This is a genomic window from Microbacterium sp. SY138 (assembly GCF_039729145.1).
GTDB lineage: Bacteria > Actinomycetota > Actinomycetes > Actinomycetales > Microbacteriaceae > Microbacterium > Microbacterium maritypicum_A.
Map to the genome: position 1 here is coordinate 2,990,372 of NZ_CP155793.1, position 22,816 is coordinate 3,013,187.

Sequence of the window (22,816 nt, forward strand, 5' to 3'; positions counted from 1 at the left end):
CCCTGGGATGACGGGCGGATCCGCCCACGCTCATTCTACGATCGGCGCGTATGCCCCGTTGCGCATGTGTCAGGCCGCGTGCGTCGCGGTGCGTCGAGTGCGGTGCGTCGAGTGCACGGGATATCGCCGAGTGCACGGGATGTTCGCATGAGCAAGCCGTGCACTCGGCGGCAAGCCGTGCACTCGACGACTCGGAGTGGGAGGTGCGCGGCAGGAGGTGCGGGGCGCGGCTCAGAGGGAGGGCGGGAGAGCCTGGGGAGAGACCGGGCGCAGCCGACCACCTGTGGCGGCGAACCAGCACCCCATGATGATCAGCGGGAAGCCCAGCAGCAGGCCGGGAGTCAACGGCTCGGCGAGGACGATGGCTCCGAGGACGATCGCGACCACCGGATTCACATAGGTGAACAGTGGCGCGCGCACCGGACCGACTTCGCGGATGAGCGCGAAGAAGGCCAGGAAGGCCACCGCCGTGCAGATCACGGCGAGCGCGAGCAGCGCGACGATCGACGGCAGAGTGGGCACCTCGTGCTGAGTGAGCAGCCCGATCGGGAGGTAGAAGATCCCGATCATGAGAAGAGAGAGGGTGATGGTGCCGAGGGACGGCACATCGTTGAGCTTGCGAGCGACGATGAAGGGCGCGGTCGCATACAGCACCGCGACCAGCAGCACCTCGCCGGCCGCGAGAAGACTGACCTCACCACCGAAGAGCCCGGGGCCCGCGACCACCACCGCGACACCGACGAACCCGACGAGCAGACCGATCCCGCGGGCCGGCCGCAGCACGCCGCGGTCGCCACCGCCGAGGGCGATGAGAGCGGCGAACAGCGGCACGGTCGCCACCAGCAGGCCCGTCATGCCGGAGGGCAGCGTCATCTCGGCGTGCCCGAGCAACAGGAAGGGGCCCGCCATCTCGACGACGCCGAACGCGAGCACCCACGGCCAGTGCTTCAGAGCGGCACGCAGCGCGCCGCTGCGGAGGGCGAACGGCAGCAGCAGCAGAGCCGCGATGAGCGTGCGCCCCGCCACGATCGCCGGTGGCGAGAAGGACTCGACCGCGACGCTGATGAACAGATACGGAACTCCCCACAGCAGCGCCATAGCACCGAAGAGGAGCCAGCCACGACGTGAGAAGCCCGTGTGGGGGCTCACAGGATGCGCCGGCCTTCGAAGGCGCGACCGAGGGTGACCTCGTCGGCGTACTCGAGGTCGCCGCCGACGGGCAGGCCCGAAGCGAGACGGGAGACCGTGATCTGCATCGTCGTCAGCAGGCGGCTGAGGTAGCTCGCAGTCGCCTCCCCCTCGAGATTGGGGTTGGTGGCGAGGATGACCTCCTGCACGGTGCCGTCGGCGAGGCGGGTCATGAGCTGGGCGATGCGCAGGTCGTCCGGTCCGATGCCGGCGATGGGACTGATCGCTCCGCCGAGGACGTGGTAGAGGCCCCGGAACTCCCTGGTGCGCTCGATGGCGGCGACGTCTTTGGCGTCTTCGACCACACAGATCAGCGCCTGGCTGCGACGCGGGTCGCGGCAGATGGCGCAACGCTCCTGCTCGGCGACGTTGCCGCAGATCTCGCAGAACCGCACGCGGAGACGGATCTCACTGAGCAGCTCAGCGAGACGGGCGACGTCGAACGTCGGCGTCTGCAGGATATGGAACGCGATCCGCTGCGCGGACTTCGGGCCGATGCCGGGGAGCCGACCGAACTCGTCGATCAACTCCTGAACGATGCCGTCGTACATCAGGAGAACCTCGTCGGGGGCTCGTAGGGCTCTTCGCGCAGGAATGTCGCGCCGAGCACCTGGCGGATCACGGCCTCACCGTAGCGCTGCACTCCTCCGACGGAGGGCGAACGCTCGATGACGACCGGCGGAGTGGCGACGGCCGTGCGCTGCGTCTGCGGCGCCGACCGGTCGGGAGCAGCCCCGCGCGACACGGACGGGTCGGCCGGCGGCTCGTACGAGGGGTCGTACGGAGGCTCATCGTCGTAGGCCGGAGCCTCGTCGTCGCCGGGCAGCGGCGGCTCGTCGCGATCGATGACGCCGTCGGACGGGGGAACCGGTGCCGAGGCCGCTGCCTCGACCTCTTCGGGCTCATCGTCGACGGGGAGCGGCGCGGACGGTATCGGAGCGTCGCGCACCGACTCCTCGTTCGCGGTCGGAATCGACGCGACGGCCCACTCCGTCACCGACGATGCGGACGCGCCACGGACCTGCGAACGAGGGGAACGCGCTGACGCAGGCTCCGATGCGGGAGCGGAATCAGTCGGTGCCGAGGATCCGGACGACGCCGGCTGGCGCGGGGCACCCCCGGTCGGCATCGGGGCGGGGAGGTACTTCACGCGGACGCCGAGCTCGTTCTCGATCGCGGAACGCAGGTGGTCGGAAGGCCCTGAGCCCGGGGTCGTGCCCTTGAACTTGGCGACATCGTGCTGGCTGGTGAATCCGAGCGTGAGCACCTCGGTCTCGGTGACGTACGCCAGGGGCTGCACGGCCGTGGCCAGCAGCCAGGACGTGCGGCTGATGCTCTCGAGCCGCGTCAGCACGGCGGGCCACGCGGCGCGGATGCGCTCGAACGTGACCGGTCCCTGCGATGCCGCAGGAGCCGCGGGTTCCGCAGGAGCCGCGGGTTCCGGTGCGGCACCGTCGGATACCGCACCGACGCTCTCGCTCGCCGCCTGCTCGACGACCCGAGTCTGGGCAGCCGAAGCAGGAGCGGATTCGACGACGACCGGCTCCGGCGTCTGCGTGGTAGCGGCCGGGCTGACGGGAGCCGCAGACGCCGCCGGGGCCGCGGGAGCCGATGAACCGGCCGAAGCCCCGATCGTGGATGACGCGGAAGGCGCCGACGCTGCCGGGGTCGCGACCTGTCGGGCGGGAACCGCGGTACGCTCCCCCGCCGGCGCGGGCGCAGCCACGGCGGCATCCGTCGCTCCCGCGAGCACCCGTGCGACCATGAGCTCGAGATGCAGGCGCGGAGATGTGGCTCCCGACATGTCGTCGAGTGCCGCACTCACCACGTCGGCCGTGCGCGAGAGGCGTGCGGAGCCGAATTCTGCGGCCTGGGCGCGCATGCGCTCCAGGTCGTCTTCGGCGATACCGCGCAGGACGGCGGATGCGCCGGCGCCGACCGCCGCGATCACGATGAGATCGCGCAGACGCTCGAGCAGATCGTCGACGAAGCGACGGGGGTCCTGCCCGGTCTGCACGACCCGGTCGATCGCGGGGAACGCGGTCGCCGCGTCGCCCGCGGCGAGCGCGTCGACGATCTCGTCGAGGAGGGCGGCATGCGTGTACCCGAGCAGGGAGACGGCGCGCGCATAGCCGACGGTGACCGTCTCCGAACCTGCGGGGGCGTCGGAGCCGGCGATCAGCTGGTCGAGCAGCGAGAGCGTGTCACGGGGCGAGCCGCCGCCGGCGCGGACCACGAGCGGAAGGACACCCTGTTCGACGATCACGCCTTCTTCGGCGCACAGCTTGGCGACGTACTCGAGCATCGCGGCCGGCGGGACGAGCCGGAACGGGTAGTGGTGGGTGCGCGAGCGGATCGTGCCCAGCACCTTCTCGGGCTCGGTGGTCGCGAAGATGAACTTCACGTGCTCCGGCGGCTCTTCGACGAGCTTGAGCAGCGCGTTGAAGCCCTGGGGCGTCACCATGTGCGCCTCGTCGAGGATGAAGATCTTGTACCGGTCGCGGCTGGGGGCGAATGTCGCCCGCTCGCGCAGGTCGCGCGCGTCGTCGACGCCGTTGTGGCTCGCCGCGTCGATCTCGACGACATCGAGTGATCCGCCGCCGGCCCGCGACAGCTCCACACAGCTCGGGCAGACGCCGCAGGGCACGTCGGTCGGCCCCTCGGCGCAGTTCAGGCACCGCGCCAGGATGCGCGCGGACGTGGTCTTGCCGCACCCGCGGGGGCCGGAGAACAGATAGGCATGGCCGACCCGGTCACCGCGCAACGCCGTCATGAGCGGATCGGTCACCTGGGACTGCCCGATCATCTCGCCGAACGTCTCGGGTCGGTAGCGGCGGTAGAGGGCTGTGGTCACCTCAACAGCCTACGGCGTGCCACCGACCTTCGGCGGGCCCGAGCATCAGTCGATCGTCTCGATCACCGGGATCGTCGTCGTGATCACGGGAACGGATGCCGACATGCGCGTGCCGTCCTCGCGTCGAGCGTCGGCGAACTGTCGGAGCGTCGGACGACCGGGGAGCAGGGGACCCTGATCCGCGAGCGGCACGACGACCTCGTCGTCGACGGTCGCGATGTACGCGGTCTCTCGCACGCTGAAGGGAACGGGGGGTCCGTTCCTCACCTGCACCCGCAGCTCGGCCGCAGTCACCGTCACGTGCAGCGTCGATCCCTGCCACTGCAGCGGGAACGACAGCGACGGCCAGCTCGCCGGAAGCCGCGGGTCGAAGCTCAGTTCGCCGGCGTAGTCGCGCATCCCGCCGAAACCGCACACCAGAGCCGTCCACACCCCGCCGGCGGAAGCGACGTGCACGCCGTCCGCCGCGTTGTGGTGCAGGTCGTGCAGGTCGACGAACAGCGACTGCTCGAAGTACTTCTGCGCGAGGTCCTGATACCCCACCTCGGCGGCGAGGATCGACTGCACGACGGCCGAGAGAGTCGAGTCGCCGGTGGTCAGCGGGTCGTAGTAGTCGAAGTCCGCCTTCTTCTCCTCTGGCGTGAAGTGATTGCCCTGCAGGAAGAGCGCCAGCACGACGTCGGCCTGCTTGAGCACCTGGAACCGGTAGATCACGAGGGGGTGGAAGTGCAGCAGGAGCGGACGCTGATCGGCGGGCGTATTGGCGAGGTCCCACACCTCACGCTCAAGAAACAGGGAGTCCTGCGGGTGGATGCCGAGGCCCTCGCTGTAGGGGATGTACATGGCCTCTGCGGCGCGATCCCAGGCTTCGGCCTCGCCGGGGCCGAGGCCGGTGCGGTCGACCAGCTTCACGTAGTCGTCGGGATAGCCCTCCCTGATCTCGCGCACGATCTTGGCCGCGTAGCGGAGGTTGTAGCGCGCCATGACGTTCGTGTAGAGGTTGTCGTTCACGACCGTCGTGTACTCGTCGGGGCCGGTGACGCCGTGGATGTGGAACGTCTCGGTACCCTCCCCCGGCATGCCTTCGATCAACCGGGAGGCACGCCAGAAGCCGAGAGTCGCCCACAACCGGGCGGTCTCGATCGCGATGTCGGCGCCTTCCCGACGCAGGAACTCCTCGTCCCCCGTCGCACGCACGTACTTGCCCAGGGCGAAGCTGATGTCGGCGTTGATGTGGTACTGCGCGGTGCCGGCCGCGTAGTAGGCCGATGCCTCCTCGCCGTTGATCGTCCGCCAGGGGAAGAGTGCCCCCGCCTCGTTGAGCTGCGCGGCCCGACGACGTGCGGCCGGGAGCATGCGCACACGGGCGCGCAGCGCGTTGTACGCCCAGCGTGGCGAGGTGTATGTGAGGAACGGGAGCACGTAGATCTCGGTGTCCCAGAAGTAGTGCCCGCTGTATCCCGAGCCGGAGACGCCCTTGGCGGGGACTCCGGCGCCGTCGGCACGCGCCGAGGCCTGGGCGAGCTGGAACAGGCACCAGCGGGTGGCCTGCTGCAGGTCGTCGCGCCCGCCGATCTGCACGTCGCTGCGCTCCCAGAACGCGTCGAGCCATTCCCGCTGCCGACGGAACACGGTCTCGACGCCCTCGTCCGCCGCCCGGTCGAGCGAGCGACGGCAGCGGTCGACGAGCTCGCGCGGGGGCACGCCTCGCGACGTGTGGTAGCTGACGAGCTTGGTCACGGTGATCGGCACGCCGGCCTTCGCCTGCACACGGAACACGTTCTTGGCGATGTCCGGTTCCACCAGCGTGCGGGCGTTGTACTCGTTCTCGGTCTCGACGACGTGATCGGCGACCACGGCGACGGTCATGCCCGAATCGGCGACACGATAGGAGAGCGCGGATCGCAGCCCGTCCTGCCAGTGCTCGGCCGGCTCCAGCACGCGGTCGGCGATCTTCTCGGCCTTGCGGGGGTCGAACGCCGCGGCCTTCGTGCCGATCGGTGTGCCCGCGTAGACGCCCGCACCGTCCTGCCTGTTGAGCAGCTGGCAGCTGATGGTGACGGGCGCGTCGGCGTTCTCGACCACGACCTCGAGGCGCAGCACGGCGAGATGACGCTCCTCGAAGCTGACGATGCGCTCGTCCCGCATGCGCACGCGCTTGCCCGAGGGCGTCTCCCAGACCACGTGGCGCTCCAGCACGCCGGTGCGCAGGTCGAGTGTGCGCCGGTACTCGCGCACATCGGCGTCGTCCAGCGAGACCGGCTCATCGTCGACGTACACGCGCATGACCTTGGCATCCGGCGCGTTGACGATCGTCTGCCCGACCTCTGCGAAGCCGTAGGCCTGCTCGGCGTGACGGATCGGCCAGGTCTCGTGCAGGCCGTTGATGAACGTGCCGTGCTCCTGCGCGCCGCGACCCTCGATGTGGTTGCCGCGCAGGCCGAGATAGCCGTTGCCGACGGAGAACAGCGTCTCTCCGACGCCCTCCTCCGAGTAGTGAGTGTCGATCAGACGCCACGGGTCGACGGGGAAGCGGTCGCGGTCGATCATGCGGTCTCCGGGATGTCGGTGCGGGAAGAGGGAAGGAGGACGGCGAGGTCGTCGACCACGACGGTGGCGCCAGCCGCGCGCAAGGCGTCGGCACCCGTGCCACGGTCGACGCCGACCACGGTTGCGAAGCCGGCCGCGGCAGCGGAGGCGGCGCCGGACGTGGCGTCCTCCACGGCGACCGCACGGGCGGGGTCGATCCCGAGGGCGACGGCACCGGCGGCGAACATGTCGGCGGCGGGTTTGGAGGCGAGTCCGTCGCGTTCGGCCACGACGCCGTCGACGACGATCCGGAAGAAGGAGCGCAGGCCCGCGGCCCCCAGGACCTCTTCGGCGTTCTTGGAGCTCGACACCACGCCGAGCGGGACTCCGGCGGAATGCAGGCTCTCGACGAGTGCGAGCGAGCCGGGATACGGCGCGATCCCCTGGCCGCGCAGCGATGCGGCGAACGCGGCGTTCTTGCGGTTGCCGATACCGCACACGGTCTCGGCCGAGGGGTCGTCGTCGACGTCGCCCCACGGCAGTTCGACGTTGCGACTGTGCATCAGGCTCGCGACGCCGTCGTAGCGCTTCTTGCCGTCGACGTAGTCGTAGTAGTCGGCATCGGTGTACGGCGGAGTGATCCCCCATCGCGTGAACACATCGTCGAACACGGCCTTCCAGGCGCGCATGTGCACCTCGGCCGTCGGGGTGAGCACGCCGTCGAGGTCGAAGAGCACGCCGTCGGCGTGGAACAGGTCGGGCAGTGCTTCAGGCACAGAGCCTCCAGGAGAAGGGCGATCGTCGGGCCGGCACCTCTCCGTGCCACTGTGCAAGCGTAATGCGGTCGCGCACCGCGGGGTAACCCCTGCGGGAGGATCGGCGCAGCGATCAGAGCAGCTCCGCCGTCTGCCGCGCGATCTGCAGCTCCTCGTCGGTCGGCACGACGAGGACGGTCACCGGGGAGGCATCCGTGGAGATCCGGCGGATGCCGCGCTCTCGTGCCGCATTCCTGGCGGGGTCGATCTCCACACCGGCGAAGCCGAGCGTCGCCATCGCGCCGGCGCGTACCGGCGCGGCGTTCTCGCCCACGCCGGCGGTGAAGGAGATGACGTCCACTCCCCCCAGCTGTGCGATGTAGGCGCCGGCGTAGGCGCGCAGCCGGTGCACGTACACGTCGAACGCGAGCATCGCCGCGTCCTCCCCCGCCTTGACGCCCGCGAGGATGTCGCGCATGTCGCTGCGCCCGGCGAGACCGGCGAGCCCGCTGCGGGTGTTCAACAGAGAATCGAGGTCGTCGATCGACAGCCCGGCACGGCGCGACAGGTGCACGAGCGCGGCCGGATCGATGTCGCCCGAGCGCGTGCCCATGACGAGCCCCTCGAGAGGGGTGAGCCCCATCGAGGTCTCCACCGAGCGGCCGCCGTCGATCGCCGTCACCGAGGCCCCGTTGCCGAGGTGGAACACCAGCTGCCGGAGATCCCCGAGGTCACGACCGAGGAACGCGGCGGCGGACTCGCTGACGTACTGGTGACTCGTGCCGTGGAAGCCGTAGCGGCGCACCCGGTGCTCCGCGGCGAGCGCCGCATCGATCGCGTAGGTGTAGGCGGCGGGAGGGAGCGTCTGATGGAAGGCCGTGTCGAACACCGCGACGTGCGGAACGCCGTCGAACACGGCGCGCGCGGCGCGGATGCCGGCGAGGTTCGCGGGGTTGTGCAACGGTGCGAGCACCGCGAGCTCGTCGATCTGCCGCTCCACGTCGGCATCGATCAGCGTGGGGGCGTAGAAGCGGGCGCCGCCGTGGACCACACGGTGCCCGACAGCGACGGGGCGATGCTCGTCGAGAGAGGGGCCGTGCGTGACGAACTGCTCGCGCATCACCTCGAAGGCGGCGGCGTGATCGGCGATCGGCCTCTCACTGCGGTAGGTGGCGTCGAGCATGGTCGGCACGGCGTCGCCGTCGACCGCGGGGCGCACCGTGTGCGCGACCGGGCTGATCTCCTGACCGATGCGCTCGATCAGCCCGCTCGCGAGCAGATTCTCCTGCTCGATGTCGATCAGGCTGTACTTCAACGAGGAGGAGCCGCTGTTGATGACCAGGATGGCGCTCATGCCGCCTCTCCCGCCTGCTCGGCTCCCTGCGCCTGGATCGCCGTGATCGCAACCGTGTTGACGATGTCGTCGACGAGCGCACCGCGGGAGAGGTCGTTGATCGGCTTGTTGAGCCCCTGCAGCACCGGGCCGATCGCGACGGCGCCGGCTGAGCGCTGCACGGCCTTGTAGGTGTTGTTGCCGGTGTTCAGGTCGGGGAAGACGAACACGGTCGCCCGTCCGGCCACAGCGGAGCCGGGGAGCTTGGCCTTGGCCACCGCCGCATCCGCGGCGGCGTCGTACTGGATCGGCCCCTCGACCGGGAGCTCGGGCGCCCGTTCGCGCACGAGGGCGGTGGCGGCGCGCACCTTGTCGACGTCCGCACCGGATCCGGACTCCCCCGTCGAGTACGACAGCATCGCCACGCGCGGATCGATGCCGAACTGCCGGGCGGTCGTCGCGGAGGAGATCGCGATGTCGGCGAGCTGCTCGCTGGTCGGGTCGGGGATCACGGCGCAGTCGCCGTAGACGAGCACGCGGTCGGCGAGCGCCATCAGGAACACGCTGGAGACCACGTTCACTCCCGGCTTGGTCTTGATGATCTCGAACGACGGGCGGATCGTGTGAGCGGTGGTGTGCGCGGCGCCCGACACCATGCCGTCGGCGAGGCCGAGGTGCACCATCATCGTGCCGAAGTACGACACGTCGGTCACCGTGTCCGCCGCCTGGGCGAGCGTGATGCCCTTGTGGGCCCGTAGCCGGGCGTACTCCGCGGCGAAACGCTCGACCAGCTCGGGATCGGTCGGGCTGAGCACCTGGGCCGCCGTGATGTCGATGCCGAGTTCGACGGCGCGGGCGCGGATGGTTGCCTCGTCGCCGAGGATCGTCAGGTCGGCGACCTCTCTCGCGAGCAGCGTGGCCGCGGCGCGCAGGATGCGATCGTCGTCCCCCTCCGGCAGCACGATGCGGCGGCGGTCCCCGCGTGCGCGTTCGATGAGTCCGTACTGGAACATCAGCGGAGTCACCACGTGAGCCTCGGCGAGGCCGAGCTGCTCGGTGAGCTCGGCGATGTCGACATGCGCCTGGAAGAGGCCGAGCGCACGGTCATAGCGGCTGCGCGAATCGGCGGAGATGCGTCCGCGGGTGCTCATCACGCGCACCGCCGTGTCATAGGTGCCGAGATCCGTCGTGATGATCGGCACCGACGAGGCGAAGCCGTCGAGCAGTCGCACGATCGGCTCCGGCAGTGGGAACGGCCCGTTCAGGATGATGCCGGCGATGCGGGGGAAGGTGCCGGACGAATCGGCGAGCAGCGCAGCCAGCAGTACCTCGGTGCGGTCGGCGGGGATCACCACGACCGCCTCCTCGGTCAGTCGGGGCAGCACGTTCACCATCGACATGCCCGCGACGACGATCGTCAGCGCCTCCCTCGTGAGACGATCGTCGTCGCCCTTGAGCAGCGTGCCGTCGACGGCCGCGAGGATGCCACGGATCGACGGCGCGACGAGAGCACGGTCCTCGGGGATCGCCCATACCGGCGTGCTCTCCGCGGGGAGCGCGGCATGCACCGCCTCGATGATGGCGTCGAGCGCCTCCGGGTCGGCGCGGTTGACCGCGACGGCGAACAGCTCCGCCCGCTCCTCCGTCAACTCGGACAGGGCGAGCGCCGCGATCTGCGCGATCGCGGCGGCCGACCGCGCCGTGGTGGTCCCCAACTGCTCGGCCTGGCGCTGCTGGTCGCGACCGCTGAGAACGAGGAGCACCGGGGCTCCGAGGTTGGCGGCGATCCTGGCGTTGAAACCGAGCTCCGCAGGGCTGGCCACATCGGTGTAGTCGCTGCCGATGACGACGACGGCATCGCACTGGGCCTCGACCGCCTTGAACCGCGCGACGATGGTCGACAGGGCGCCCTCCGGGTCGGCCCTCACATCGTCGTAGGTGACGCCGATGCAGTCCTCGTAGTCGAGGTTCACCCCGTCGTGCGCGAGCATCAGTTCGAGGATCTCGTCGCGCGCGGTGACCGAGCGGGCGATCGGACGGAACACGCCCACCCGCGGCGAGACGCGCATCAGAGCGTCGAGCGCCCCGAGGGCGATCGTCGACTTTCCGGTATGGCCTTCGGCCGAGGTGATGTAGATGCTCTGCGCCACGACTTCAGCTTAGGCGCGGCATCCATGAACGCACCGAGCGTCTCACCGGGTCAAATGCCGCGACGTCACTCGCACGGTCCGGACATCGCATCGACGACCGCCGTGGCATCCGCCTGGAACCGCGAGTAGTAGTCGCGGTCGGTGTTGATCTGCACCCGGTGGATCGCGTGGGAGGGCTCCATCGTCTGCCAGTCCGGGAGCCGTCCGAGGCGATCGAAGAACAGCGTCGTCGCGGTCGCCGGATCCATCCGCTGCTCCACGCTTCCCCACCACTCCTGCTGCTGGAAGAGTCCGATGCTGGTCGTCCGGGTTCCATCGGGGTTGGTGAATCCGCGCGTCTCCCAGTCGCCGTAGTCGATGTTGCGCAGGCTGCTCTCCCCCATCGCCGTCATCACCCCGAGGATCTGCCCCTCACGCGCGTAGCCGAGAACCGCGGCGGTGCGGATGATGGTGGCCGCGTTCTCGAGCTGCTCACCACTCCATCCCTCGATGCCCTCCGCAGGAAACGTCTGCGGGCGGTCGATGCAGATCGGCGCGGGATCGCGCGCGAGCCCGAGGGGGATGAGCACGAACAGACCGACGGCGACGACGACGGCGCCCCCGGAGATCAGGATGCGCTGCAGGATCTTCCGCCGGCGCAGACGATTCGCCGCCTGCCGTCGCGCGCCGGGACCGCGGCGTTTCCTGGTCTTCTTGGTGTTCGTCGTGCTCTTCGTGCGCGTGCCTCTGGTTGCCGGCTTCTTCGTCGCCGGCCTGCGTCCGGCCCGCGATGCCGGTGCGGCGTTCATGGCGCGAGGGCTCCGCCGGTTCGCGGCCTGCGGCCGGCGAGGGCGGCGATGCCACCTCCGATGGCCCCGAACAGATGCCCCTGCCAGGAGATGCCGTCGGCCACACCGAAGACGCCGGCCAGCATCGAGCCGCCGTACAGCGCGATCACGACGATCGCGATCACGGCGTACAGGATGCGGTGCGCCACACGGCCGGGGGCGAACACCCGCATCACGACGTACCCGAAGTAGCCGAAGACCAGCCCGGACGCCCCGACCGTCAGAGTGCCGGAAGCGTTGAACACCCAGGTGCCGATGCCCCCGACGACGGCGACGATCGCGGTGACGGTCCAGAACCGTCGCGTGCCCTCGACCGCGACGAGACAGCCGAGCACCAGGAACGGGACGGAGTTCGCGATGAGATGCTGCCAGTTCGCGTGCAGGAGCGGCCCGAGCACGATGCCGCCGAGTCCGGAGACGTCCCAGGACCGCAGCCCGAATCCGGTGAACGAGCCGGGGAGGATCGCGTCGGCGAACTGCACGACCCACATCGCGACGAGCAGCAGCACCGGCGAGGCGAATCGGCCGAGCGGATGCTGCGTCTGCGGCGGCGGGGTGACGGTCACCGGACGATTGTCGCAGGTGCAGCCACGAGAGGGCTGTGCGCCCGGGGCGAGAAGCCCGCACACGAACGAGACGCCCGCACAAAGAAAATGACTCTCCGCGCACCCAGCAGAGCCCGGTTACCCTTGCTGCGTTTCCGCCCTGGGGGAATTGGCCTGGATGCCGCCACGCGGAGAGCCGTCAACCATCCTAACCCGACCGGCGCGATGGTCCGAACCGCGCACGTCTCCACGAGCATCCTCAGGGGAACCTGCCAGAGCGGCGCACCCCGTGCAGGGTTACGATCGAGTCACGCGCACCGCAGCGCCGACGTGAGAGGGAACGCATGCCAGAGAACGCCCCCCTGACCCCGGTATCGATGGATGCCGAGAGGTTCGCCGCACAGACGTCTGCGATCCTCGGCTCGATCGGCCAGGTCATCGACGGCAAGCCGGACGCGGTGCGCAGCGCTCTCGTATGCCTCCTCGCCGAGGGGCACCTGCTGATCGAAGACGTTCCAGGGGTCGGCAAGACCATGCTCGCCAGGGCCCTCGCCGCGAGCGTGGATGCGACGGTGCGCCGCATCCAGTTCACGCCCGATCTGCTGCCCGGCGACGTCACGGGGGTGTCCGTCTACAACCCCGTGGATCGCGAATTCGAATTCAAGCGCGGCGCGGTGTTCGCGCACATCGTGATCGCCGACGAGATCAACCGCTCCTCCCCCAAGACGCAGTCCGCTCTGCTGGAGGCGATGGAGGAGGGGCAGGTCACCGTCGACGGCTCCACGCACCTGCTGCCCCAGCCGTTCCTGGTCGTCGCGACCCAGAACCCGCTGGAGATGGAAGGGACCTACGCCCTGCCCGAAGCGCAGCGCGATCGGTTCATGATGCGGATCTCGATGGGGTATCCGGATGCCGCCGCCGAGGCTCTCATGCTGCGCCAGCGTGATGTCGTCAGCCCCCTCGCGGCCGTGTCGCCCGTCGCCGACGCGGCGTCCATCGCCCACCTCATCGCCTGGGCGCGCTCGGTGCACGTGGCCCCCGCGCTCGAGGAGTACGCTGTCGCGCTCGCCCAAGCCACCCGCTCCGACCCGAACCTGCATCTCGGTGCGAGCCCTCGGGCCACCCTGCAGCTGGTCAGGGCCGCGAAGGTGTGGGCTGCTCTCGACGGACGCGATTACGTGATCCCCGACGACATCACCGCGCTGCTCATCCCTGTGCTGGCGCACCGCCTGCTCCCGGCCAGGGGCGCACATCGCGCCGGCGCGCAGCCGGTCGAGGCCGCCCTCACCCAGATCGTCGAGCGGGTGCGTGTCCCCGTCGCGACGCGTTCCTGACAGACCTCATCATGCGAAGACGTCGATCCCTCACCGGCCGCGGTGCCGGAGCGCTCGTCGCCGCGCTCGGCTGCATGATCGCCGCGAACCTCCTCGGCACGCGCGTCCTGCTCTACATCGGCGTGCTGCTCGCGGCCGTCACGCTCTTCTCCCTCATCGCGGTGCGATTGCCACGACGATCCGGAACGGTCACCCGCCAGATCTCGACCGATCTGCTGACCGTGTCCGAGACGTCACGAGTGACGGTGCGGTTCTCGCTGCGAGCGATCCGGGTGCCGCGGGGGCTCTGGCACGATGTGCTCCCCGACGCGGTCTCCGGAGACTCCGGCGGTGAGTATCCCCCCGAGACCGGCCAGCTGACGTACCTCATCACCGGTGTTCGACGCGGCGTCTGGCCCCTCGGGCCGCTGATGCTGCGCACAGTCGACCCGTTCGGTCTGGCGCAGCGCGAGCAGGCATTCGGCGAGACGAGGAGCGTGACGGTCGTTCCCGAGGTGTTCGCGCTCGCCCCGCTGGCCGTGCGTGTCGGTGCCGCCGGCGGCACCGCGCACACCTCCTCCACCCGGCTCGGGCAGGGAAGCGACAACCTCTCGCCCCGCGGATACATCCCGGGCGACTCGATGCGCCGTATCCACTGGCGGGCGACCGCGCATCGCGGTCAGTTGATGGTGCGTCAGGAAGAGGAGGAGTCCAGCCCCGACGCAGTGGTCGTGCTCGACCGCAGCGGGCGCCGCTGGGACGCACCGGGCACCGACGAGGATCCCGCCTTCGAAGCAGCGGTCTCCCTGTGCGCCTCCGCGGCCGTGCACCTCGCATCGGAGGGGTACAGCGTCGACGTTCTCGACAGCGCAGGAACGCTGCTCGGCGCGCTTCGCGGGCATGAAGACGATCGCGACGGTCTGCTCGCTGCGCTCGCGACGGTCACCCCGCGCGGAGAGAGCCGTGACCTGATGGCGCTCGTCGGCGGCACCCCGCCCGGTCCGCTCGTCTACATCACGGGCCGCCTCGACGAGGAGGATGCGGCCCTGCTGCGTTCAGCAGGTGCCGCTGCACCGATGCTGTTCAGCACAGAGCTGCTCCCCGGCGCCACCGAGGCCTCCGTCCGCCATGGATGGACGGTGGCCCCACTCGGGGACGACATCCCCGCGGCGTGGGAAGACGCCGTCTCGGCCCGGATCGGGGTCGGCGATGTTCCGCGCTGAGCAGGCCCCGCCGGCGCCGACCGTCGCCACGCGCAGGCCGGCCTTCTGGCACCGCGACCACGAGGAGCCGGCCGGCATCGTCGGCCCCGGCGCACTCGCGGCGATGGCGGCGCTCACGGCGATGTGGCCGTTCACCTCGGTGATCGGCCCCGGGGCGTGGTCCTTCACCGTGATCGCCGTGATCGTCGCCGTGGCGGGCACCGGGATGCTGACGCGACACCTGCTGCGGCGACGAGCGGCGTGGGCGCAGGACATCGTCACCTTCGCCGTGCAGATCGTGGTCGCCATCGCCGTCGTGACGCTGCTCGTGGCCGGCGACACCGCCATCTTCGGGATCGTCCCGACATCGGCGACGCTGACGCTGTTCGGCGTGCTCGGGGCCTCCGCCGTCGAGGCCGTGGTGTTCGGATCCGCGCCGTTGGATCCCTCCCCCGGCCTCGCTGCGGTGATGGGCATCGGCTTCGCGGTCGTCGCGATCCTCCTCGACCATCTCGTCGCGCATCGTTCGGCCGTGCTGGCCGTCCTCTTGACCGGCGTCATCGGCGCCGTGCCGATGATCGTCACGCTCGGCGACACGAACGTGGCCTGGTTCCTGCTCTTCGGCGTGGTCGCCCTGCTCCTCCTCCGCTACACCGCACGCTGGCATCCGGAATCCCCGCGCCGCTCGTCGACGTCGTTGGCCGTCGCGCTCGGAGCCGCCGCGCTGGCGACGACAGTGGCCATCGCGCCGATGCTGCCCGTCACCGCGAGCCTCGCCGGCAACGGGGTCGGCGTCACGGTCGACGCCTCGCTGCGTCTCGGAGACGACCTGCGCCAGCCCAATCCGGTCGAAGTCCTCACCGTTGCCGCGAAAGGCGACACTGCACCGTACCTGCGTCTGACCACGCTCTCGCGCTTCGACGGCCGCGTCTGGCAGCCGGACGACGGCGACCTGCAGGCGCAGAACGACGGATTCGGTCCCCCGGAATGGGGCGAGGACATCGCGACGGAAGAACAGAACACCTCCATCCGCGTGCTGCGGATGTCGAGTTCCTGGCTCCCTGTGCCCTATCCCGCCACCGCCGTGCAGGGACTCAGCAATGCCTGGAGGATCGCCCCCGAGAATCGCACGCTGTACTCCCGTGGCGCGGACGCCGTCGGGAACGACTACACGGTCACGTCGTCGAGATTGATCCCCACCCTCGAGCAGATCCGCGCGATCGATGCCGCCGCCCCCGTCGTCGATCCCGATGCCGAACCGGTCGAGCTCCCCGGGATCATCGGTGAGCTCGCGGACGACGTGACAGCGGCGGCGAGCACCGACTACGACCGGCTCATCGCGCTGCAGAACTGGTTCCGCTCGCAGTTCGCCTACTCGCTGGAGACCCCGGTGGAGGAAGGCTTCGACGGCACCGGGGCGGAAGCCGTCGCGGAGTTCCTCGAGGCGCGGTCGGGATACTGCGTCCATTTCGCGGGGGCGTTCGCGTTGATGGCGGAGAGCCTGGGCATGCAGGTGCGCATCGTCGTCGGATACCTTCCCGGTTCGCTGACCGACGAGAAGCGCGGCAGCGAGTCGGTGTTCTCCGTGACCAGCGACCGGCTGCACTCCTGGCCGGAGGTGCTGTTCCCCGGTATCGGATGGGTTCCGTTCGAGCCCACCGCGTCGCTGGGTGTGCCCACCGCCTTCCGCCCCGGAGCGACGCAGGGCGGAGGTTCCGGAAGCCCGTCCGCCCCGGCCCCGACCACGGCACCGCAGGCCGAGCAGACCTCGGGTCCCGAGATCGACCGCAACGATGCCGGCGGCGACGCGGCCAGCGGCGACGATCTGCGCCGCCTCGACCCGACGCCGGTGGTCTTCACAGCCGTCGGCATCGTCGTGCTGCTCCTGCTTCCCGCACTGATCCGGCTCGTGGAACGCCGAGCGCGGCTGAACAGGGCACGTCGAGGAGATTCCGCTGCGGCATGGGCGGAACTCCGAGACACCCTGATCGACCTGCAGATCCCGGTGTCCGACGCCGACACGCCACGCACGCGCGCGGCAGGACTGGTGCGCGAGCACGATGTCGGCGTCGAGGCGATGGGACGTCTGACGGATGCGGTCGAACGTGCGAACTACGCCCGCTCCGTCGATGCATCCGACGATCTCGCCGAGCCGTTGGGCGACGTTCTCACGAGCCTGCGGCAGAGCGCCGATCGGGCCACCAGGGTGCGGGCCGTGCTGATCCCGCGTTCCCTGTACGCCCCGAGAGCCGCCGAGCCCGGTGTGACGATCTGACCCGTCAGGCAGCGTGAGAGGTGCAGGGCACAGCGCCGCACTCCTCGCACACCACGAACTGCGATCGGCACGAGAGATCGGGGCAGTTCGCGGTGCGCTTGGTCGCTGCCCCGCATCCGACGCATTCTCCGATGACCGCGGCATGGTCGGAGAAGTCCACGGAGCCCCGGCCGTCGAAGACGTAGAGCGATCCGTCCCACAGGCCGTCGTCGCCGTACTTCTCGCCGTATCGGACGATGCCGCCCTCGAGCTGGTAGACCTCACCGAACCCGCGGGCGGTCATCAGACTCGACAGCACCTCGCAGCGGATGCCGCCGGTGCAGTACGTGACCACGGGCTTGCCCTTGAGGTCGTCGTAGACGCCCGAATCGAGAAGCTCGACGAAATCCCTGGTCGTCTCGGTGTCGGGGACGACCGCGCCACGGAAGCGTCCGATCTGCGCTTCGAGCGCGTTCCGACCGTCGAAGAACACCACATCGTCGCCGCGTTCGTCGATCAGACCGTGCAGTTCTTCGGGCGTCAGACGCGTGCCGCCGCCGACGACGCCGTTCTCGTCGACGCGGAGCTCACCCGGCGCGCCGAACGACACGATCTCGTCGCGCACCTTGACGCTGAGTTTGGGGAAGTCGAGGCTGCGTCCCTCGGCGTCCACACCGGTCCCCTCGCTCCATTTGATGTCGGCGTCGGCGAACGGACGGTACGAGCGGAACGAGCGCAGCCATTTCTTCAGCGCGCCGATGTCGCCGCCGAGGGTGCCGTTGATGCCGTCCTTCGAGATGAGCAGACGTCCGCGCAGTCCGAGCGCCTCACCGAGGTCTCGCTGCCAGACGCGGATGGCATCGGGGTCGGCGAGAGGAGTGAAGGCGTAGAAGAGGACGATCTTGGGTGTTGCCACCTAGGGATCCTACGTCGTCTCCGCGCCGACATCACGCTTCATGAAAGCCGCTCCCCCGGCGAGGAGCGCGGCGAGCACCCAGCCTGCGGTCGCCCAGAGCGCCAGGGAGCTCTCGAGAAGATCGTTCGGCGGGATGCCCATGGCTGACACGTCGAATCCGAGGGCTCGGAGCATCACGAGGGGCGGGAGATAGCCGGCGCCGGAGCTCCAGAACATCGTGAGGAGCAGCGCCCCGCTCATCGACATCGACACCACGAAGAGAGCGACGAGATGAACCTGTACGACGACTCCCAGCCCCATCCCCCAGAGCCCGGCGACCGCCCCGAGGGCGAGAGTCGATGCCACAGTCGCTCCATCGAGGGTCGCTCCATCGAGGGTCGCACCGCCCCGGGACACGTTCAGCGCGATCTGCCCGACGACGACGACGGTGAGCGCCACGATCGCCCCTCCCAGAGCGGCCGTCGGCATCCTGGCGACGAAGATCGTCCACCGGGGCAGCATCATCAGACGTTGCGCGATGACACCGTCCCGGCGGTCGATCGTGTATCGGAAGGAGCCGTAGACCGCCGCGAGGACCGCTCCGTACGTCGCGAGCACGACGGTGAAGGACTCGGCGAACGCGGATCGGACGCCCGCCGGGGCCTCCGCGAGGTCGGGCGGAATACTCGTCGCCACGGCGAGCGACATCAGCAGCGCCGCTGCCAGCATCCCGAGGAGGACCACGTCACCGGCGAAGCTGCGCGCCTGCGCGCGAAGCGCCCGGCCGATCACGCGGCTCCCCGACGTCCCCTGAACCAGGCGATCACGACGAGAGCTGCGGCCCAGACGAGCCCGACACCGAGTGCGGGCGCGAACTCGAGCAGTCGCCCCTGGTAGCCGGGAACACCCAGCGCGGCGAGTGCCAATCCGGGCGAGAACTTCGCCACCTCCGGCGCCGTGCGCACGAGTGCGAGCTCCACGACCATCGGAAAGATGAGGACGATACCTGCCGTCAGGTAGTAGTTGCGGGTGATCCAGCCGACAGACACTCCGATCAGTGCACCGAGGACCGTGCCGGCCAGCGCGCCGGCATACAGCTGCCACGACTCCGGTGTGAGAGCGAGCGCCAGTCCGTTCCGGATCAGGATCACGGAGATGCCCCCTGTCCAGAGGACGAAGATGCACACCGACAGCGCGACGGCGGCCAACACCGCCGCGACGAGCTTTCCCCCGAAGGCGCGACGGAAGCCGACCCCGGTGAGCGTTCTGTCCATCGAGCCGTAGTAGTACTCCCGCGTGACGGAGTACGCACCGACGAACGCCGCGGAGACGACCGACCACGCGAGCGGCTCCAGCAGGCGCGCGGTGGCCGTGCCGGGATCGACACCGGCGAACTCGAAGCGGGAACCGTCGGAGACGAGCACGAATACCGGCATGAGCAGGGCCACGAGATAGACCGGCAGGACGGAGAGTCCGCTCAGTGCACGCAGCGCTTCGCTGCGGATCGCGTTCCTCATGCTGCCGCTTTTCCCACGAGATCGAAGTACTGGCTCTCGAGGGAGTCGCCGTCGTCCGTGACGAGGTCGTGCAACCGCCCCGCGAAGAGTGCACGGCGCTTGATCACGACGACCTCGTCCACGAATTGCTCGAGTTCCGCCAGCTGATGGCTGGCGACCAGCACGGTGCCGCCGCGTTCGGCGAAGCTCCGCAGGAACCGGCGAAGCCACCGGATGCCGTCGGGGTCGAGCCCGTTCGCCGGCTCGTCCAGGATGAGCGTCCGGGGTGAACCCACAAGAGCGGTCGCCAACCCGAGCCTCTGTGCCATCCCCGTCGAGAACGTCTTCACGCGACGGTCGGCATCCGCTGCGAGCCCCACCTCCTGGAGCACCTCGTCGACACGGCCCCGGGGTGCGCCGGCCGCGAGGCGGGAGATCTCCAGGTGCCTTCTCGCTGTGATGCCCAGCTCGAAGCCGAACCCGTCCATATGAACGCCCACGTGCGATGCAGGGTTGTCGAGCGCGGAGAACGGCGCACCGTCGATGACGCTGTCGCCACCGGTCGGAGTGATCAACCCCACCAGTGCCCGCAGCGTCGTCGACTTTCCCGCCCCGTTCGGGCCGAGGAGTCCGACGACCGTCCCCCGCGGCACGTCGAACGACAGTTCCTCGACGGCCGTTCGGCGCCCGTACCTCTTCGTGAGTCCTCGGACTTCAATCGCGTGGTCGCTCATTCTCTTCCTCTTCTTCTCTCTCACCCTGAAGCGCTGTCAGCGGCAGCATCACGCCTCTCGCCCAGAGCGCCTGCCACAGGTCCGTCTCACCGAGCTCGACCCGCGCCTGCCCCGTCGGGGGCAGGCCGTCGCTCTTCCCGGCGACGAGCACCTCGGCGACGACCACCGCAGGGATCGCCACCCCATCCGCCGTCACGGGAAACAGCGCGTCGAGTGGCACCGTCGTCGGCGTCGGAGGCAGCGGCCTGGCTGTGCCCTCTCCCACCGGCACGTTCGCGACGATGCCACTGCTCATCAACACGACCGGGGCGCCCGCCGGCACCTCCGCCTCGGTGTCGGCGCCTGCGCCTGCGCCTGCTCCTGCTCCTGCTCCTGCGCGAAGGAGCATCACCCGGCCCCCGTCTACGGAGAAGCCGAGCGTGTCGGTGACGGGTACGCGGATGAGGGCTCCGGCGGTCACGATGCTCGCGACCACCACCGCCCCGACGCACACGAACCGGAGCCGGGAGACACCCGAGCGGAGGACTCGCCGCAGGGCTTTCGCCAGCAGAGCCACACCGACGAGGACGACGACGGCTTCCAACGCGACCACCAGCAGGCCGAGGACCGGTCCTCCTCCGGCGAGCGCTTGAGCGGTGCGTGCGACGGCGAACACGACCATCACGACCGGGGCGGCAAGACTGGCGAGGCCGAACGGAACGCTCCACGCGGTGTCCAGGGCTCTGCCGATCCGCCGACCGCCGAACAGGAATCGGGTGAGGAAGTTCGAGGCGTCGCGGATGGCGCGTCCCCGGAGGTTCGGCTCGTCGAGCGCGCTCATGAGTGCGATGTACCCGTCGAACCGCACGAACGGGATCAGGTTGACGATGACGACGGCGATGCAGGAGAGAGCGAGCAGCAGCATCGCCCTGTCGGTCTCCGGCTGCGGAAGCGCGAGAGCGGCGATGAGCGCGACGGCGGCGATGACCGCATGCACTGCGGGGCCGGCCAACGCGATCGCCACGCGTTGCGATCTCTTCGGGAGGCGCCAGCCGTCGGTCACGTCCACGAAGAACGCGGGGGTGAGGTAGAAGAGCATGAAGCCGGCACGACGGGGGCTCCCGCCGAAGCGGGCGAGGGTGAGTCCATGGGCGGCCTCATGGAGCAGCGTCGCGAGCGAGAGCACCGCGATCAGGATCAGCAGGCCGGTCAAGGGCATCGGCGTGGTCAGGACGCTCAGCAGGTCCCGCGCCTGAACGATGGCGGCCACGAGCCCTCCGCCGAGCAGCACCACCACCGATGCCAGGACCACCCGAGCCGGCAGCCGGACGATCACATGGTCCACGCGCCGGAAGAGGGCGGGAGCACGGAGCGTCGCGATCTGCAGGGTGAATGGCGGGCGGTAGGTCAGCCGCCCGGGCGGGAGGATCGCGTCGCCTCTCAGGAGTCCACTGGCGCGGAAGCGCTCGGCGAGGTCGAGGAAGTCCTCCAGCGATTCGGATGCGGCGAAGCGCAGGTGCAGGTCGCGGAGCGCGGTCTCGCCGTTCATCGCCGAGAGCAGGTCGGCGACCGACCGGGACACCCTCGACGACGGCACTCCGTGGATCGTCGCTATCCATGCCCTGTCGTCGGCCCCTTCCTCGAAAGCGACACCGGAGGCGAGGCTCGGGCATGCATCGGCAGAGAGCCGAACCCTCGCGCGGGAGCCGCGTCGACGCGGGGAGTCAGCCGGTGGCATCGTCGTCCACCGTTCCCGAGGATCCCGCCCACGACGTCGTGAGCAGGAGGATCTCCACCCCGTGGTCGGTGCGGACGGGCGACACGGCAGGTGCCGCGAAGCCCGCGTCGACGAGCTCCCCGGCGAGGACGTCATGGCCGAGCACCTGTAGGCGGCTCGTGAGCACCGTCGCTTCGAGGCCGGCCGCGATGTCGGCGACGCGCACCCAGTTGACCACTCGCGCCGCTCCGCCGTCTTCCATCTGCTGCGCGAAGAGGTAGGTCTCTTCGCCCTGCGGACCGGGGACGCCGATCTCCTGCGTTCTCGACACCGCCAGGCTCTGCGCCGCCGCGCCTCCCGCGACGGTGAAGGCGAACACGCCTCCGGTGGCGAGGTGACGACGCACACTTCCGTACAGGAGCGAGCGGCCCACACGATCGAGCAACGTGATGGATGTGGCACCGATGATCACGAGACCGTATCGCCGCCCCAGGGAGAAGTCGCGCATGTCCGCCACGACGCACTCCACCGTCGATCGCGCAGGAAGCGCTCGACGCAGGTGGGAGAGCATGTCGTCGGAGAGATCGATCGCGGTGACCTCTCTTCCCGTTCTCACCAGCGGAACCGTCAACCTCCCGCCGCCCGCGGCGATGTCGAGGATGGGGTCGTCGGTCTTCCTCGCGAGCGCCAGCACCTCTCGAATCTCTGCACGGTCGGTACCGACCAATCGCTCATAGAAGTCGGTGCCCTCCCCGGAGTACAGATCCAGCTCCCGGGGAACCGCGCCCGCGGTCTCGAGCCGCGCCGATACTGCTTCGGTGATCAAACCGGACATTCACACATCGCCTCTCAACGGGAGCGGTGGGGTGCGGACGGGCATGCTCCACCCGCACCCCGGGGATTAGGTTGCGATCGCTGCCGCGCCGCCGATGATGGCAATGATGTAGCTGGCGTGCTCCCACCATTCCAACGGTGCGTCGATCTGTTCGAGTTCCGTGAACTCCAGAGACGTCATCTGCAATCTGCACCTCCTTCTCGAGCTGTC

Annotated in this window: 19 protein-coding genes and 1 other RNA gene; 3 read left to right on the forward strand and 17 right to left on the reverse strand. The window is 69.6% G+C overall.

Annotation, left to right across the window (positions count from 1 at the left end; translation table 11 throughout):
• Nucleotides 1-231: 231 nt before the first annotated feature.
• The 10 genes from ABDC25_RS14335 to ffs all read right to left on the reverse strand — a co-directional run bounded on the left by ABDC25_RS14335 (nucleotide 232) and on the right by ffs (nucleotide 12,382).
• Nucleotides 232-1,149, reverse strand: coding sequence for a DMT family transporter (locus tag ABDC25_RS14335; RefSeq protein ID WP_347123313.1), 918 nt, complete (start codon nucleotides 1,147-1,149; stop codon nucleotides 232-234).
• On the reverse strand, nucleotides 1,146-1,739 hold the full coding sequence (recR, locus tag ABDC25_RS14340) for a recombination mediator RecR (RefSeq protein ID WP_021199140.1): 594 nt from the start codon (nucleotides 1,737-1,739) through the stop codon (nucleotides 1,146-1,148). Before recR ends, ABDC25_RS14335 begins: the two co-directional genes overlap by 4 nt.
• Nucleotides 1,739-4,042 (reverse strand): DNA polymerase III subunit gamma and tau, encoded by a 2,304-nt coding sequence (locus ABDC25_RS14345; RefSeq protein ID WP_021199141.1) that lies wholly within the window; start codon nucleotides 4,040-4,042, stop codon nucleotides 1,739-1,741. Before ABDC25_RS14345 ends, recR begins: the two co-directional genes overlap by 1 nt.
• A 45-nt stretch (nucleotides 4,043-4,087) precedes the next feature.
• The gene (locus tag ABDC25_RS14350) at nucleotides 4,088-6,592 is read right to left on the reverse strand and encodes a glycosyl hydrolase family 65 protein (RefSeq protein ID WP_347123316.1); all 2,505 of its coding nucleotides are present in this window, start codon (nucleotides 6,590-6,592) and stop codon (nucleotides 4,088-4,090) included.
• On the reverse strand, nucleotides 6,589-7,347 hold the full coding sequence (locus tag ABDC25_RS14355; RefSeq protein ID WP_347123318.1) for an HAD-IA family hydrolase: 759 nt from the start codon (nucleotides 7,345-7,347) through the stop codon (nucleotides 6,589-6,591). The genes ABDC25_RS14350 and ABDC25_RS14355 overlap by 4 nt, the downstream gene beginning before the upstream one ends.
• Nucleotides 7,348-7,459: 112 nt before the next feature.
• Nucleotides 7,460-8,680, reverse strand: coding sequence for an acetate kinase (locus ABDC25_RS14360; RefSeq protein WP_347123320.1), 1,221 nt, complete (start codon nucleotides 8,678-8,680; stop codon nucleotides 7,460-7,462).
• Entirely contained in the window at nucleotides 8,677-10,809 is a 2,133-nt protein-coding gene (gene pta / locus ABDC25_RS14365; RefSeq protein WP_297555949.1) for a phosphate acetyltransferase, read from the reverse strand. The genes ABDC25_RS14360 and pta overlap by 4 nt, the downstream gene beginning before the upstream one ends.
• A gap of 65 nt (nucleotides 10,810-10,874) precedes the next feature.
• Nucleotides 10,875-11,597, reverse strand: a complete 723-nt coding sequence (locus tag ABDC25_RS14370; RefSeq protein WP_021199146.1) for a hypothetical protein — start codon at nucleotides 11,595-11,597, stop codon at nucleotides 10,875-10,877.
• Entirely contained in the window at nucleotides 11,594-12,202 is a 609-nt protein-coding gene (locus ABDC25_RS14375; RefSeq protein ID WP_347123322.1) for a rhomboid family intramembrane serine protease, read from the reverse strand. The genes ABDC25_RS14370 and ABDC25_RS14375 overlap by 4 nt, the downstream gene beginning before the upstream one ends.
• A gap of 83 nt (nucleotides 12,203-12,285) precedes the next feature.
• An RNA gene (gene ffs, locus ABDC25_RS14380) (signal recognition particle sRNA small type) lies at nucleotides 12,286-12,382 on the reverse strand.
• A 143-nt stretch (nucleotides 12,383-12,525) separates the two neighbouring features.
• Here ffs and ABDC25_RS14385 point away from each other — a divergent pair.
• From ABDC25_RS14385 to ABDC25_RS14395, 3 genes are read left to right on the forward strand one after another with little or no spacing between them, the layout of a single operon-like run.
• Nucleotides 12,526-13,515, forward strand: a complete 990-nt coding sequence (locus ABDC25_RS14385) for a MoxR family ATPase (protein ID WP_347123324.1) — start codon at nucleotides 12,526-12,528, stop codon at nucleotides 13,513-13,515.
• An 11-nt stretch (nucleotides 13,516-13,526) separates the two neighbouring features.
• Nucleotides 13,527-14,717, forward strand: coding sequence for a DUF58 domain-containing protein (locus tag ABDC25_RS14390; RefSeq protein ID WP_021199149.1), 1,191 nt, complete (start codon nucleotides 13,527-13,529; stop codon nucleotides 14,715-14,717).
• The gene (locus ABDC25_RS14395; RefSeq protein ID WP_347123326.1) at nucleotides 14,704-16,971 is read left to right on the forward strand and encodes a DUF3488 and transglutaminase-like domain-containing protein; all 2,268 of its coding nucleotides are present in this window, start codon (nucleotides 14,704-14,706) and stop codon (nucleotides 16,969-16,971) included. Before ABDC25_RS14390 ends, ABDC25_RS14395 begins: the two co-directional genes overlap by 14 nt.
• 4 nt (nucleotides 16,972-16,975) lie before the next feature.
• On the opposite strand, the gene ABDC25_RS14400 is transcribed toward ABDC25_RS14395, so the two are convergent.
• From ABDC25_RS14400 to mpaA3, 7 genes are all read right to left on the reverse strand, one after another.
• Nucleotides 16,976-17,866, reverse strand: a complete 891-nt coding sequence (locus tag ABDC25_RS14400) for a rhodanese-related sulfurtransferase (RefSeq protein ID WP_021199151.1) — start codon at nucleotides 17,864-17,866, stop codon at nucleotides 16,976-16,978.
• Nucleotides 17,867-17,875: 9 nt separating this feature from the next.
• Complete coding sequence (locus tag ABDC25_RS14405; RefSeq protein ID WP_347123328.1) at nucleotides 17,876-18,637, reverse strand: hypothetical protein; 762 nt, start codon at nucleotides 18,635-18,637, stop codon at nucleotides 17,876-17,878.
• The gene (locus ABDC25_RS14410; protein ID WP_021199153.1) at nucleotides 18,634-19,362 is read right to left on the reverse strand and encodes a hypothetical protein; all 729 of its coding nucleotides are present in this window, start codon (nucleotides 19,360-19,362) and stop codon (nucleotides 18,634-18,636) included. The genes ABDC25_RS14405 and ABDC25_RS14410 overlap by 4 nt, the downstream gene beginning before the upstream one ends.
• Nucleotides 19,359-20,075, reverse strand: a complete 717-nt coding sequence (locus ABDC25_RS14415; RefSeq protein WP_347123333.1) for an ATP-binding cassette domain-containing protein — start codon at nucleotides 20,073-20,075, stop codon at nucleotides 19,359-19,361. Before ABDC25_RS14415 ends, ABDC25_RS14410 begins: the two co-directional genes overlap by 4 nt.
• Nucleotides 20,056-21,792 carry a daptide biosynthesis intramembrane metalloprotease gene (gene mpaP, locus ABDC25_RS14420; RefSeq protein ID WP_347123335.1) on the reverse strand — a complete coding sequence of 579 codons (1,737 nt, stop codon included), beginning with the start codon at nucleotides 21,790-21,792 and terminating at the stop codon, nucleotides 20,056-20,058. The genes ABDC25_RS14415 and mpaP overlap by 20 nt, the downstream gene beginning before the upstream one ends.
• The gene (gene mpaM / locus ABDC25_RS14425) at nucleotides 21,779-22,606 is read right to left on the reverse strand and encodes a daptide-type RiPP biosynthesis methyltransferase (RefSeq protein WP_347123337.1); all 828 of its coding nucleotides are present in this window, start codon (nucleotides 22,604-22,606) and stop codon (nucleotides 21,779-21,781) included. Before mpaM ends, mpaP begins: the two co-directional genes overlap by 14 nt.
• Nucleotides 22,607-22,672: 66 nt before the next feature.
• On the reverse strand, nucleotides 22,673-22,786 hold the full coding sequence (gene mpaA3, locus ABDC25_RS14430) for an MpaA3 family daptide-type RiPP (RefSeq protein WP_021199157.1): 114 nt from the start codon (nucleotides 22,784-22,786) through the stop codon (nucleotides 22,673-22,675).
• Between the last annotated feature and the right edge of the window lie 30 nt (nucleotides 22,787-22,816).

Excerpts from the sequence above, each read along its gene's own strand:
- recR (WP_021199140.1), bottom strand. The coding sequence starts at position 1,739 with ATGTACGACGGCATCGTTCAGGAGTTGATCGACGAGTTCGGTCGGCTC.
- ABDC25_RS14350 (WP_347123316.1), bottom strand. The coding sequence starts at position 6,592 with ATGATCGACCGCGACCGCTTCCCCGTCGACCCGTGGCGTCTGATCGAC.
- ABDC25_RS14360 (WP_347123320.1), bottom strand. The coding sequence starts at position 8,680 with ATGAGCGCCATCCTGGTCATCAACAGCGGCTCCTCCTCGTTGAAGTAC.
- ABDC25_RS14370 (WP_021199146.1), bottom strand. The coding sequence starts at position 11,597 with ATGAACGCCGCACCGGCATCGCGGGCCGGACGCAGGCCGGCGACGAAG.
- ABDC25_RS14385 (WP_347123324.1), top strand. The coding sequence starts at position 12,526 with ATGCCAGAGAACGCCCCCCTGACCCCGGTATCGATGGATGCCGAGAGG.
- ABDC25_RS14390 (WP_021199149.1), top strand. The coding sequence starts at position 13,527 with ATGCGAAGACGTCGATCCCTCACCGGCCGCGGTGCCGGAGCGCTCGTC.
- ABDC25_RS14395 (WP_347123326.1), top strand. The coding sequence starts at position 14,704 with ATGTTCCGCGCTGAGCAGGCCCCGCCGGCGCCGACCGTCGCCACGCGC.
- ABDC25_RS14410 (WP_021199153.1), bottom strand. The coding sequence starts at position 19,362 with ATGAGGAACGCGATCCGCAGCGAAGCGCTGCGTGCACTGAGCGGACTC.
- ABDC25_RS14415 (WP_347123333.1), bottom strand. The coding sequence starts at position 20,075 with ATGAGCGACCACGCGATTGAAGTCCGAGGACTCACGAAGAGGTACGGG.
- mpaP (WP_347123335.1), bottom strand. The coding sequence starts at position 21,792 with ATGCCACCGGCTGACTCCCCGCGTCGACGCGGCTCCCGCGCGAGGGTT.
- mpaM (WP_347123337.1), bottom strand. The coding sequence starts at position 22,606 with ATGTCCGGTTTGATCACCGAAGCAGTATCGGCGCGGCTCGAGACCGCG.
- mpaA3 (WP_021199157.1), bottom strand. The coding sequence starts at position 22,786 with ATGACGTCTCTGGAGTTCACGGAACTCGAACAGATCGACGCACCGTTG.